The 15,095-nt window shown below is 39.9% G+C and carries 7 protein-coding genes; all 7 read left to right on the top strand.

Translation table 11 applies throughout. The features are described 5' to 3' along the window. The first annotated feature begins 6 nt into the window (after positions 1–6). The 7 genes from EL140_RS06305 to EL140_RS06270 all read left to right on the top strand — a co-directional run bounded on the left by EL140_RS06305 (position 7) and on the right by EL140_RS06270 (position 14,649). Positions 7–270, top strand: coding sequence for a hypothetical protein (locus tag EL140_RS06305; protein ID WP_000449752.1), 264 nt, complete (start codon positions 7–9; stop codon positions 268–270). Then, on the top strand, positions 261–4,598 hold the full coding sequence (locus EL140_RS06300) for a PBECR4 domain-containing protein (protein WP_000244580.1): 4,338 nt from the start codon (positions 261–263) through the stop codon (positions 4,596–4,598). Before EL140_RS06305 ends, EL140_RS06300 begins: the two co-directional genes overlap by 10 nt. A 70-nt stretch (positions 4,599–4,668) precedes the next feature. After that, positions 4,669–5,085, top strand: coding sequence for a hypothetical protein (locus EL140_RS06295; protein ID WP_000180613.1), 417 nt, complete (start codon positions 4,669–4,671; stop codon positions 5,083–5,085). Between the two features lie 217 nt (positions 5,086–5,302). Continuing rightward, positions 5,303–5,695, top strand: coding sequence for a plasmid mobilization protein (locus tag EL140_RS06290; protein WP_001171918.1), 393 nt, complete (start codon positions 5,303–5,305; stop codon positions 5,693–5,695). Continuing rightward, a complete protein-coding gene (locus EL140_RS06285; RefSeq protein WP_000260301.1) occupies positions 5,689–7,323 on the top strand; it encodes a relaxase/mobilization nuclease domain-containing protein in 1,635 nt (544 codons plus the stop codon). Before EL140_RS06290 ends, EL140_RS06285 begins: the two co-directional genes overlap by 7 nt. 49 nt (positions 7,324–7,372) lie before the next feature. Beyond that, a complete protein-coding gene (locus EL140_RS06280; protein ID WP_000488183.1) occupies positions 7,373–8,665 on the top strand; it encodes an ISLre2 family transposase in 1,293 nt (430 codons plus the stop codon). Between the two features lie 506 nt (positions 8,666–9,171). Beyond that, entirely contained in the window at positions 9,172–14,649 is a 5,478-nt protein-coding gene (locus EL140_RS06270; protein ID WP_126475667.1) for a SpaA isopeptide-forming pilin-related protein, read from the top strand. Positions 14,650–15,095 lie beyond the last annotated feature (446 nt).

Genomic DNA, 15,095 nt, shown 5'->3' with positions numbered 1-15,095 from the left:
AGTAGGATGGAAACACCTAAAACACAATTAGGATACCTGGAGAGTATCTCGCAGGTTCTAGCATTAAAGCTAGAGAATTTAGCCATAGAACGATATGCTATTTGGCAGCTATTCAAACAGGCAGATGAGGAGAGTTTTTATCAATTAGCTCCTCATCTTTTTGTGACAACGAATCAGGAAGATCCAATAGTTGTTAGTGAACTAGATGCAACTCCTGAGGGTTATCTTTTATTCAAGGAATTGGTCGAGGAGGAAACAGGATGGTTTTAACAAAAGCACAGGCAAAATCGCTGGATATTTTAGAAGTAGCTCGTAGTCTCGGAATGGAAATGAAGAGAAAGTCACACCGAGAGTATTACTGGGCCGAGCATGACTCGTTTAAGATTGATACTGTGAAAAATACCTGGCATTGGTATTCTCAAAACCTCTTTGGTGATACTATCAATCTCGTGCAACAAATGCAAAATGTCAGCTATAAGGAAGCCATGGTATTCTTAGAGACAGGTTCCTTTCCTGAAGCAAAACCAGTAGAGGAAGAACGTAAACCTTTCAACTATACACTAGCACCTTACGAACAACCATTTGTGGAGGCGAGAACCTATCTCAAGGAGATTAGAGGTCTCTCTGATGATACAATCGACTTCTTCCTTGAGAAGGGAGTATTAGCCCAAGCTAAACGTAAGGACAAAGAGGGCGTTATAGAAGATGTATTAGTTTTTAAATACTTGGATAGAAATCAGCAACTGGTAGGTGCGAGCCTTCAGGGACTTGTTCCTGATCAGGAACGTCATCCAGGTAAGGGCTACTTGAAACAAATCATGTATCAATCAGAGGCTATAAGTGGCTTAAACGTTTCTATAGGCTCTCCTGAGCGTTTAATTGTGACAGAGGCACCAATTGACCTTATGAGCTATTATGAGCTTCATAAGGGCGAATTAAACGATGTTCGACTAGTTGCGATGGAAGGATTGAAAGAGGGAGTATTATCCCACTATGTTCTTGAAATTTTACAGGATCGAGGGGAGATTGCGATGGATGAAAGGGATTATACCAAGTCTAGCGAACTAACACGTACCTCGAGATTCCTATCTGTTGCAGCAGAAACCTCTACACTTTTCCAAGATAACAAATACGATGCTCTCATCACGCTGGCAGTTGATCGTGATAAAGCAGGTACAGATTTTATCACCAAACTACGTGAGAAGAAAATTCCAGTTATAGATGCAAGACCACCAAAACGTGAAGGCCAGGAGAAGACAGACTGGAATGAGATTCTGAAGCAGACCAAGCAACTGGAAAAGGCTGAGGAAATTCAATCATCAAGTCACTTTCCTGATACCAGCCACCTTTCTCCTGAAGATGCAACGTGGTTGAAGGAAAACTGGAATAATATAGGGTTTTCAGTAGAGTCTAGAAAACAAATGGTTATTGATTCGGACAAAACAGTGACCTATGAAAAACCTTCCAATCCTCTTGGAGATGGTAGGGAGCCTAAAAAACAAATTCAGAGCACAGAAAAAGCTCCTGAGAACTCTCAGGAGCAAATGAATGATAGGGCCAGTGGTGGAGAGGGCTATTCACAGCATGATGCTGTAGGCAGTGCCGAACCTGAAGCTGAATTATCAGCAACCTTTGAGCAAACTGTTGCCAGTCACCCGACATCACCCTATCGTTACTTACATTTTAGCACAACTTTTGAGGAAGTGCAACGAAGACAATCGAAATACCATCCAATTACATCTGATGATTTGAAAAGAATGAATCAGTACGCTGGTTCTATTCAGAAATCATCTCAATGGTATTTAGAGGAATTAGCGAATAGTAAAATCTATTATTTCTATTCCAATAATGGAGAGGTGAGTTTGCTAGATGTTAATTTTAAACGAGAAAACTTTTTACACTTAACAGGAATCAGGCCAGTTGTTCCAGGTAGGAATGCTGGAGATTTTGTAGTCGATTTTGCTGAGGGAAGGGGAGACTATAATCAAATACTGGTTAGTAATAGTCTAAAAGAAAAATTACAAGTTATTCCTATGTTAGAGGATATTCTTGATCCTAAATCGTTTGTTTTGGATAACTTAGACGAAGTGAGAATTGCGCAACGACTTAACTTTTCAGAAGCTATCAAGAGTAAAGACGAGGATTTCTTGCTTCTTTTCAAAGATATAGGAGAAGAACATGTCCCTGCATCTCTCATGAAAATCAAGAGAGATCTAAAAGTTGATGTAGAGAAAACTAAGGAAAAAGTTATACTTGCTGTCTTTCGTGAACGTGATGGTAATATTGAACAGTTGTCTATCAATGAGGATTATGTCAAGGATAGAGGAAATGAGTTGCAAACCATTTTGAAAGATGGCTTGTTTGAAGAAATCAAGCCTGATACAACTAAGGGAATTGAACAAATAACTCCTGAGAACACACTGAATAGCCCACTACTTGATTCGGCTATGTTTACTCAAGTCTTAGATACTGTCTATAATTTAGGTGTGCCAGGTGACATCTCAAAAACTCCAGAAGAATTTCATCAAGCCTGGAATCAGTATCTTGACTATGCGAAACGGTACAATGATAAATTTGACCAGATTGTTGCTGCAGCTGGAGAAGATCATCTTCTAGACACAAATTCAGATTTTTATAAAGAATGGAAACAAGATGATATCTATAAAGAAAACTACCATGTACGCCTTCAATGGGCTGAGGAGCGCCCAGATGGGCCTAAATTGCCCTTTAAAGAAACAGATCTGATATCTTATCAAGATTTTGCTAGAGAGCTTTACAAGGCCAATCAGAGCTTCTATCCGTTACATCAGGAAGGACTAAAACAAGTGACTGATGGTCGCCCAGAAGGTTACATCTCTCCAACTAAGATCCAGTTTAGTATCTACGCTCCCGATGGTGAACTGATCCAGGATGGCATCCGTTACGATATTGGGAATGAGATTAACCCAATCGCTCACAAAGAAAGACTTGGAACACGAGAAATGAGAGAGTACCCAGAATTGATGAAGATAGATGGGGCCATATTCACTCCGTATCATCTGGAGAGATTGGCGAGTGAGTTAGATATTTCTCAGTTCAGTTACGCTTTAGAAGATACTCTTTACGCAGATCAACTTTTATCCCAACTCCCATTTGGAGATTTGGAAAATAGTCCAATTGGATTTACAGATAGTAGTCATGATGGTCGCCTTGGATTTATCTCTTTTGATGGAATGGATAGTGTTGAGGTCGAAAATCTATCTGCTTGGTTTGAGAAGTTGGGAGTCAAAGACTCACCTATGGAACAATTGGCCCTTATTGAAAAATGGCAAAAAGAAATCAAAGGTTTATCAGAAAAAGTTGAACAAACGATCTCCACAGTCCGAGAAGAATTTGAGAAATCACAAGAGGAAGAAATCAAACTAGAAGAACAAGGCTACAACAAGCAGGAGTTGGAACATGATGCGGATGCTGATGGTGTTTCTGATGAGGAGGAGTTGCTTCAGGGAACGAATCCGTATGATTTTAGATCGAAACCAGGTTCTAAACCAGAGGGCGAGGAGAGTCTACAAGCGGACGAAGTTGTGTTAGTAGCTGGCAGTCTTGCAGTCGTAGATTTTATTCAAAATAAAGATATGGCAGGATTAAGTCGTCATTTTAAAGAAGGGATTAAGGAGTTTCTGGATTCAGATAAGTACAAAGACTATCTAACGAAAATGAGCCAACTAAATAATTATTCTAATCGCAACTTACGCTTAATTCTTGCACAAAATCCTGAAGCAAGGCAAGTAGCTTCTTTCAAGCAGTGGAAAGAAAACTTTGGTCGCTATGTGAAAAAAGGTGAGAAGGCTTTACGTATTTTTAAACCTATGACGAAGATCAAAAAGGATGAGAATAACCAACCAATATTGGATAAAAATGGGAAACCAGAAACAGTTACATTCTTTGGTTTGGTACCAGTTTTTGATGTTAGTCAGACAGAAGGAAAGGAGATGCCAAAAGCTGCAGAAGTGAAAGAACAGCTGACTGATTTGGACTATGCAAATCTTTACCGTGCCCTAATGGCTATTGCAAAAGAAAATGATGTATCGGTTCGATTTGAAGAGATGGAAAATAATAAACATGGATATTATTCTGTCCCAGAAAATCAAATTGTTTTACGTAGTAATGAGATGAACAAGGCTCAAATTATTAAAACTTTCTTACATGAAATGGCTCATGCAGAGTTGCATCATGCAGATAATCCTCAAAAGGAAAATCTAACTAGAAGCACCGCTGAACTCCAGGCTGAAAGTGTCGCTTATGTCGTTTCTTCATACTATGGTATTGATACGTCAGAGTATTCCTTTAACTATCTATCTGGATGGTCTGCAGATAAGGAGACACTTGCTGATTTAGAAGCACAGTTGGATATTGTCCAACAAGAAGCTAAAAGTTTAATGGTTCGGATGGATCAAGCATTGGAACAATTAAGATTGAGTCAGGAGAAACAAACGAAGCGTAGTTTTGAACAAAAACTAGAGAAGTTTCAAGATCAGAGCAAGCAGGCTGTCGAAGATCACAAGCAGGAGTTGAAAGCAGATGCACAATCAAAAAAAGAGAAGGGTTTCTCGAAATGACCGAACGGGACACCCCAAATAAACCCAAGGTCAAATTAAAAACAAACCATCATCAAGGAGGACAACACTCATGACCAATGAACAAGAAGAACAACTTATCATCATCCTCTCAGACTTTATTCCAATCATGGATGGAGACAGAGTTCAAGGAGTATCGCCAAACGCTAAAGACTTGACTCGCCAAAAAGTTCTGGAGCAACTAGAGGAAGAACAGTCTCAACTACCTGAAGGAGATCCAGCTCTTTTGGAGTGGGAAGAAGAAAATATTGAGCTACTCAAGATGATTACAGATGAAGAATTTCAAGCTGTACTCACTGAAAAAATCTTACTGACAGAAATACAAATTGGGCAGTCTATTTTCCAGCCTCTAACTACTCAACAACTTTCTGTCCTAGCTGAAAAGTTGCAAGGTCAGAAAGAAAAAAGTGTAGAAAATAGTGATAAGCAATCATCTATTTTCAAAAACATCTTCAGTTGGTTACGATAAATTGTTAGAAGTTGTACTCCAAAAGATATAAGAAAGGGGCTTGGGGATTTCCCCAAAACTGAGAAAATCAAGAAGGAAAACTGTAGGGTTCTCCTTCTCTGATTTTTTTAAATTTCGCAAATGGATATCCATTTGCTACGCTTGCCACAAGGAAGTCAGGGGCTGATGCCTGGTCAGAAAATGCCAGAGACTTTGAGAGAAAGAGGATAAAAAAATAATGCAGAAACGAGAAAATAGAAAACGCTATATACAAAAATTGATACGACTAACACCAGAGGAAGATCGTCAAATTAAAACGGTGATGGCCCAAATGGGAGTTCCATCTTTTCAATACTATGCGAAGAATCAACTGGTACAAGGGAAGGTGGTTCAAATTGATTTTTCTGAATTGAAAGACCTTCGAGTTGCTATCAATCGAGTGGGCACGAACATCAACCAAATTGCCAAGCATGCTAACGAAAATCAAGGGGTTACGACAGAGGAAGTAGCACAAGTTATTGACTATCTATCTGAGTTGAAAGAGATGGTAGCTGCCAAACTTTCTAGCGCAGAGAAGAAAAGTTTACAGGAGCGAAAAGTAAAAACTATAAGGACGTATGACGAATGGTAGTAATCAAAACACCCAAACAAATTAAAACTCCTTCCAATTTAAAAATAGCTGTACGCTATATTCTGAATGAAGCGAAAACTCTTGTATCAGAAACCGCAGAAAGTGATCTTGATTTTCCTCTTGTCTATCATAATGGTGAACTTCAAATGAAGCTAGTATCTGGCAATGGGATCTCTGATTTTAGCGTAGCAGATGAGGAAATGGTTATGACAAAATTGGCTGCAGCCTTTAAAAAAGGAGATGATGACTTGAAAGAATTATCTTCAGGAAAACAAGTATTGGCCCATCACATTATCCAGTCTTTTTCTCCAGATGATAACTTGACTCCTGAGCAGGTTCATGAAATTGGCCGTCAAACGATGTTAGAATTGACAGGTGGAAATTATGAGTTTGTGATTGCGACACACACGGATAAAGATCATCTTCATAATCATATCATACTCAATACAACCAATACCTCAACGCTTAAAAAATTTCGTTGGGAAAAGAAAACCCTTAAAAATTTGAGGGCGATATCGGACAAACATGCGGCACGTTATGGCGCCAAAATTATTGAGCCTACTATGAAAAATTCTTACACAAAGTATTCTGCTTGGAGAAGACAAAATAATTATCGCTTTGAAATTAAGGATCGTCTAGATTTTCTTCTGAAGCACTCGCTGTCGTTGGAAGACTTTAAACAAAAAGCAGTTGCGCTTGACCTTCAGATTGATTTCTCTGGAAAATTTGTGAAGTATAAATTGCTCGATCAGCCCCAACAAAGAAATGTCCGAGATGATACATTATCGAAGAAAGGACTCTATTCTCTTGAAAAAATAAAAGAGAGAATTTCTAAGAATCAGTTAGTTTTTGATGTGGAGGAATTGAAAGAACAATACCAAGAATCAAAAGAAAAAACGGCAAATGATTTTGAATTGAAATTGGAAGTGGAATCCTGGCAGGTCGAGCAAGAAAGCAAGCAAGGCATTTACGTGCAGATGGATATGGGAGCTTTAAATAGTGGTACCATTTTAATACCTTCTCATAAAGTTGATAAAAATGAGGATGGAAATTATACCATCTATATCAAAGAGAAAGACTATTTTTATTTTCTCAATCCTGATCAATCACAAAAAAATCGGTACATGATGGGTTTGACTGTCGCAAGACAATTGGCCAAACAAAATGGTGAGACAGTCGTAACTAAAAATGCTCAAATTTCCTCTATACGTGAGCTGATTAAGGAATATAATTTCTTAGTCGAGCACGGCGTGACAGATGGAGCACAATTTCAACATTTGGAAGATCGTTTTAATGAAAAGATTGAGATTACCCTGGAGGAATTAAGACAACTAGATGAGCGACTTGGACGTTATCACAAAATTGAAGGAGCACTTTTAGCCATCCAGAAATCTCCAGAAAATAGTCTTGCGGCGGTACAACTATTGGATGATTTAGGAGTTCCAAAAGATATGGGACTGGAAGATGTCAGTCAACTGATCAAACAATTCCAAATTGAAAAAGGAGCCTTACAAGAGTTCTTTGATGATACATTAAAACATTACACAGATTATAGAGATGTTAAGGAGCACGTGCGTAGTCGTGAAGAGAAAGTTGACCGACGTTTTGAAGATGAAAAAACCTTGTAAAAGTTTCTGATATTTTCAATCTAGTCATGATTTCAGTACAATAGAGAGTATGTTTAGATTTGATGAAAAAGAATTTGTCGCAGAACTAGATCGCAAACGTGAGCAGCAATTCCTGAAGCGAGTAAGAGATTATGACGAGCAGATTGCTCCCTCCATGAGACTGAGGGGATATAAGCGGATAGATAGTACAGAGAGGACAGTTGTTTTTACATTTGGAGAGGTGACTTTCTCTAGGAATCGCTGGCGAAAGGGAAAGAAAAGTTGTTATCCTGTAGATGAGTGGCTAGGTCTAGAAAAGTATATGCGTTATTCTCCTGAGTTGATTTTTCACATGGCAAAACACGCTTCTGTTTTATCCTACCGTGAAGTTTGTCGAACAGTTAAGATGGCTTATCGCCTGGAGATAACAAAGGACGCTGTTTTGAAGTCTGTAAAAATGGCAGGCAGACTCTTTTCAGAGAGGGAACGCTATCGGCTTTTTAGAGGTGATGAGCAACCGAAAAAAATCCAGGCAGATAAAATCTACCTGGAGGGAGATGGTGTGCTCGTCAAGACAACATCAAGCAATGATGAACGACACAATACAGACTTAGCCCATTTCCTGATTCATACTGGAGTGAAGAAGGTTGGTAATAATCGGTATGTACTAGAGAATAAGCATGAGATTATCCATACAAGCCATGAACAAGCAAAGGAAGAATTGATAGACTATCTCTGCAATCATTTTGAAATCACTGATCGAACTCTTCTTATCACTAACTCGGACAATGGTAAAGGATATTCTCGCAGAATATTTCAAGAAATTAAGAAGGTCCTACGGATTAAACGTCATGAGCATTTCTGGGATGCCTATCATGTTAATGAAGAACTTAAAAGATTTCTGAAGCCGTACCCGTCTACACTACTTGATCTTGCTTTTAAGGCCATCAAAAATCATCAGAAGGGCCTGCTTCAGACCGTACTAGATACAGTTGAATCTCTCATAGAAAGCCAGGAAGCTCTTGATAATTTTTACAATTTTCGTAAGAAATTATTAAGAAATTTCTGTGATACTAGGCCACCTAAACTTAGAGGATTGTCCTCACGGGGTATCGGGGTAATGGAGAGTCAGCACCGAAAGGTCACTTACCGCATGAAACATCGAGGGATGTATTGGTCTATCGAAGGGGCTTGTACCATGGCCAGGATGATTCTTGTTGAGCGAATTGATCAGCTACACGAGCTGTTTTTTGGATCCTGGAGACAAGAGTATGAGGAATTTAGGGTAACGGGACTAGGCGCAGGGTTTCGTATTAACCATAAGCCACACGGTGCGGTCATCAGAAAAAGAGGACATAAATAGAATTGGAGGGCAGATAAAAGCCTCTAAAAAAAGAATTTTTAGAGGTCTTTTTATCATGTTTTTATACAAAACAGTTGCTTTTTTGCCTAATGTGTGTTACAATAACAGAGTAAATATAAAAAAGAAAAAGGTGTAGAAGTTGCTGCTTCTACACCACCGATTAAGACAAACACACACTTTGCTTAATCAGTCGAACAATATTGTAGCATAAATAGTGCAATATAGTCAAGGGCTGGGGTAAAGTGAGGAACTTTTTCCAGTTTTTTTGTCTGAAAAATCTCACTTTCTTATTGAGTTATAAGGATATTTGATTATTCCCAAAAATTTAGACACAAACATTTGCTTGATAGTTCTAGCCTTTTTCTTCATAGTATGATAAAATGTGGATGTAATGTGGCTAATAATTTTCGCTTGAAAAAGGAGAATGGTGATTAGTTGGGGACAATCATTTAGTTTACTATTACATTGTACATTTACAACTGAATATTATAAGAAAGGAAGATTAAATGAACAAGAAAATAAGATCTTGGATTCAGATCCTTATTCTTTGTTTGGGAGTTATTCTCCAATCATTTGCCCCTCTGACGCAAGTACATGCGACAGAGTATAATGATGTGATCACTAGTGTTGGTGTTGAGAACAAATCTGGTGAAGCATTAACGCAAGGATTGGATATTTGGCAAGAATTCCGTCTTACGGCTGATTTCGTGTTGCCAGATAATACGGTGCATGAAGGTGATACAACAACACTTCAATTGCCATCAGAGATTGCATTTTCAAACTCTTCAGACATTGAATTACGAGATGCTTCTAACAATCTTGTAGCTACTGGACATCTAGATGCCACTAGCAAAACGATTACTCTAACTTACACAAAGTTTGTTGAGAATAATTCTGGCGTTAGGGGGAAATTCTTTGTCTATGTTCGAGTTGACCATGATGTTGTTTCAGAAGAAAAAGACATTGATGTCAATATTACTGTAGGACATAGAGTTCTATCTGCAGGGAAAATCCGTTATAACGGCCCTCCAGGGAAATACGACTCTAAAATTGAAAAGAGTTCCTTCCAATACAAGGACGACGAGAAAAATGTAATCCGTTATAACATTACTGTAAACCGCAATATGGCGAACTACAGTGATGTCACTATCAAAGATGCTTTCTCTTCTCCAAATATGACATTCCTACCAGATACTTTTCGTATTTATAAAGTAAACTGGAGCTGGAATAACGGAGACTGGAAATGGTCCGATGCTCAGGATATGACTGAAACCTTTAAAAACCAACTAGTGGTAAATGCGAATGGTGATGGTTTCACCCTTCCTTTAGGAGATACTAATGGTTTTGGTTATATGATCGAGTATCGAGCTAAAGCGAATTATGATCTAGTCGATGGTGAGGAAATCACGAACGTAGCCAACATGAGCTACAATGGAAGTGAGAATGAACAATCAACCAGCACACGTACCTACCAGATTGCAGGTGGTGTTGCGGAAGGATATGTTTTCACCATTAAAATTCATAAGGTAAACGAAGCAGGCCAACCTTTGCAAGGTGCAGTTTTTGAAGTGATTCGTGATCGTAACCAAGCTGTTGTTGGACGATTGACAACAGGTCCTGATGGTAACGCTAGTGTAGGTAAATTGTTGCGAGACAACTATACAATTCGTGAAGTAACGGCTCCTTTTGGCTATGACAAACTAACTGAAGATATTAAAATTTCTCCAGATGAGTTTGGCTCAGATAAATCTGTAGAACGTCGAATTGAAAATAAGAAGACACCTCCAAAGACACCAACTGAGAAAGAGATTACTTTCAAAAAGGTGGATCCAAATGGGAAAGAAATCCCAGGTGCCGAACTGAAAATCTATAGTGGAGATACAGTCAATCTTGAAGAGGCACCTGTTGCAGACTGGACTACTGTAGCTGACACTTCTAAAGTGATTAAGCTGGCACCAGGGACCTACACTCTAAGAGAGTTCGATGCTCCAGAGGGATATCAAATTGTAGGAGATATTACTTTTACTGTTAATGCTGACGGTTCTATCACTATTAAGAATAAGGGAGCTGATGACACTGTTCTTGCAGCTGGTCCAGTTCTGACTATTACCGATAAAGAGGATACTAGTCCAAAACCAATTACCTTCAGTAAGGTAAACCTTGGAGGAAATGAAATCGCTGGTGCACAGATTAAGATCTACAAGGGCGAAAAAGCTGAAGGTACAGCTGTAGAAAGCTGGACTTCAACTGACCAACCTAAGCAACTGAATCTTGAACCAGGCATCTACACTTTCCATGAGGAAGCAGCCCCAACTGGTTACCTCAAAGTAACGGATATCACTTTCCAAGTTAAACCTAACGGTACTGTTGAAGTGACAAAAGTAGGTGAAAAAGATTCTAAAGGTGAAGACAATCGTGTTGTAGCCCAAAATTCAACTCTGACAGTTACTGATAAAGATGACGATGTAGCTCGTAAAATCACGTTCAGTAAAATTAGTCTTGGTGGAGTTGAAATCGCAGGAGCACAAATCAAGATCTTCAAAGGCGATAAGGCAGAAGGCACAGCTGTAGAAAGCTGGACTTCAGAAGCTGGTAAGTCTAAAGAATTGAGCTTGGCCCCAGGTACTTACACCTTCCATGAGGAAGCAGCCCCAACTGGATACCTCAAAGTAACGGATATCACTTTTAAAGTTAACTATGATGGCACAGTTAAAGTGACGAATGTTGGTACTAAGGATGCTAAAGGCGAGGACAATACAGTCGTAACCGATGGTTCAACAATCAAAGTCACTGATAAAGATGACGATAGTCCACGTAAGATTACCTTTAGTAAGGTTAACCTTGGTGGTACAGAAATTGCAGGAGCACAAATCAAGATCTACAAGGGCGATAAGGCAGAAGGCACAGCCGTAGAAAGCTGGACATCTGAAGCTGGTAAGTCTAAAGATCTCAACTTGGCCCCAGGTACTTACACCTTCCATGAGGAAGCCGCTCCAACTGGTTACCTCAAAGTAACGGACATCACTTTCCAAGTCAAACATGACGGCACAGTGGAAGTGACCAACGTTGGTGAAAAAGACTCTAAGGGTGAAGAAAACAAAGTTGCCACAAACGGCTCAACTGTTACAGTAACGGATAAAGACGATGACCTTCCACGTAAGATTACCTTCAGCAAGGTTAGCCTTGGTGGAACAGAAATCGCTGGTGCAGAGATTAAGATCTACAAAGGCGATAAGGCAGAAGGCACAGCCGTAGAAAGCTGGACATCTGAAGCTGGTAAGTCTAAAGAATTGAGCTTGGCCCCAGGTACTTACACCTTCCATGAGGAAGCCGCTCCAACTGGTTACCTCAAAGTAACGGACATCACTTTCCAAGTCAAACATGATGGCACAGTGGAAGTGACAAATGTTGGTGAGAAAGACTCTAAAGGTGAAGAAAACAAAGTCGTTACAAATGGCTCAACAGTAACTGTAACCGACAAAGACGATGACTTACCACGTAAGATTACCTTCAGCAAGGTTAGCCTTGGTGGAACAGAAATCGCAGGCGCTCAAATCAAGATCTACAAGGGCGATAAGGCAGAAGGCACAGCCGTAGAAAGCTGGACTTCAGAAGCTGGTAAGTCTAAAGACTTGAACTTGTCCCCAGGTACTTACACCTTCCATGAGGAAGCCGCTCCAACCGGTTACCTCAAAGTAACGGATATCACTTTCCAAGTCAAACATGATGGCACAGTGGAAGTGACAAACGTTGGTGAGAAAGACTCTAAGGGTGAAGAAAACAAAGTCGTAACCAACGGTTCAACAGTAACTGTAACCGACAAAGACGATGACCTTCCACGTAAGATTACCTTCAGTAAGGTTAGCCTTGGTGGAACAGAAATCGCAGGAGCTCAAATCAAGATCTACAAGGGCGATAAAGCAGAAGGCACAGCCGTAGAAAGCTGGACTTCAGAAGCTGGTAAGTCTAAAGACTTGAACTTGGCACCTGGCACTTACACCTTCCATGAGGAAGCAGCTCCAACAGGCTACCTCAAAGTAACCGACATCACTTTCCAAGTCAAACATGACGGCACAGTGGAAGTGACCAACGTTGGAGAAAAAGACTCTAAGGGTGAAGAAAACAAGGTTGTAACCAACGGTTCAACAGTAACTGTAACCGACAAAGACGATGACCTTCCACGTAAGATTACCTTCAGCAAGGTTAGCCTTGGTGGAACAGAAATCGCAGGCGCTCAAATCAAGATCTACAAGGGCAACAAGGCAGAAGGCACAGCCGTAGAAAGCTGGACTTCAGAAGCTGGTAAGTCTAAAGATCTCAACTTGGCTCCAGGCACTTACACCTTCCATGAGGAAGCAGCCCCAACAGGCTACCTCAAAGTAACGGACATCACTTTCCAAGTCAAACATGACGGCACAGTGGAAGTGACCAACGTTGGAGAAAAAGACTCTAAGGGTGAAGAAAACAAAGTTGTAACCAACGGTTCAACAGTAACTGTAACCGACAAAGACGATGACCTTCCACGTAAGATTACCTTCAGCAAGGTTAGCCTTGGTGGAACAGAAATCGCAGGCGCTCAAATCAAGATCTACAAGGGCGATAAGGCAGAAGGCACAGCCGTAGAAAGCTGGACTTCAGAAGCTGGTAAGTCTAAAGACTTGAATTTGGCTCCAGGCACTTACACCTTCCATGAGGAAGCAGCCCCAACAGGCTACCTCAAAGTAACGGATATCACTTTCCAAGTCAAACATGACGGCACAGTGGAAGTGACCAACGTTGGAGAAAAAGACTCTAAGGGTGAAGAAAACAAGGTTGTAACCAACGGTTCAACAGTAACTGTAACCGACAAAGACGATGACCTTCCACGTAAGATTACCTTCAGCAAGGTTAGCCTTGGTGGAACAGAAATCGCTGGTGCAGAGATTAAGATCTACAAAGGCGATAAGGCAGAAGGCACAGCCGTAGAAAGCTGGACTTCAGAAGCTGGTAAGTCTAAAGATCTCAACTTGGCCCCAGGTACTTACACCTTCCATGAGGAAGCAGCTCCAACAGGCTACCTCAAAGTAACCGATATCACTTTCCAAGTCAAACATGACGGCACAGTGGAAGTGACAAATGTTGGTGAAAAAGACTCTAAAGGTGAAGAGAACAAAGTCGTAACCAACGGCTCAACAGTAACTGTAACCGATAAAGACGATGACCTTCCACGTAAGATTACCTTCAGCAAGGTTAGCCTTGGTGGAACAGAAATCGCTGGTGCACAAATCAAGATCTACAAGGGCGACAAGGCAGAAGGTACAGCTGTAGAAAGCTGGACTTCAGAAGCTGGTAAGTCTAAAGACTTGAACTTGGCACCTGGCACTTACACCTTCCATGAGGAAGCAGCTCCAACAGGCTACCTCAAAGTAACGGACATCACTTTCCAAGTCAAACATGACGGCACAGTGGAAGTGACAAATGTTGGTGAAAAGGACTCTAAAGGTGAAGAAAACAAGGTCGTAACCAACGGCTCAACTGTAACAGTAACGGATAAAGACGATGACCTTCCACGTAAGATTACCTTTAGCAAGGTAAATCTAGCGGGTGAAGAAATCGCGGGTGCAAAAATCCAAATTTTCCGAGGAGAAAAAGTTGCAGGTAATCCTGTGGCTGAATGGACTTCAAAAGCCAATCAATCACATGTACTTGATTTGACTCCGGGAGTATATACTTTCCATGAAGAAGCCGCTCCAACTGGATACTTAGCAGTAACAGATATTACATTCCAAGTTAACTACGACGGAACTGTAACAGTGGTAAATGCTAGTGGAAATCAGGTTGAGTTCAAGGATGGTAAGTTAGTAGTAACGGACCAAACTGAACCAGAAAATCCTAACCTACCAAACACTGGAAGTGAATCTGGACAAGCTGCATTAGCAGCAGGTTTAGCTCTTCTAGCTTTAGGTGCAGGTCTTGTAGCAACTAAACGAAGAAAAGAAGACTAATCTCATTTAGTAGCCAATAAGTACAGTAAAGAAAGATCAGGGATAACCCCCTGGTCTTTTTTTATGGTTCAGAATAATGAAATATGCTAAATTAAACTATTTATCAGGATGGGATATGACTATTACTAGATTTCTTCTGAGTTTTACTTATATAAAATAGTTTGGATAATTATTAAGGTGTATCAAACTTATAAATAAATGGAATGTTTTGTGCAATGTTTCTTTCTGTTTGTTTAAAAGAGAAGTTGTTCGTATGTGTACACTATACTTAAAGAAACTATAGTGTGATGAAAGAATTAGTTTTTATGGCAGTAATTTTACACTGTGTCAATATTTTCAAAAGGCAATAACCTCATAATATTACAAAAAAAGTTAATTTTGTTTTATAATGAAACTAAAGGAGGTTTCTATATTAAAAATAGAACAAATATGATAAATATTGCACT

Origin of the sequence: Streptococcus oralis ATCC 35037, from assembly GCF_900637025.1 — a bacterium.
GTDB lineage: Bacteria > Bacillota > Bacilli > Lactobacillales > Streptococcaceae > Streptococcus > Streptococcus oralis.
The sequence above is the reverse complement of the archived record's forward strand: the minus strand, read 5'-3'. Positions and strand labels throughout refer to the sequence as shown.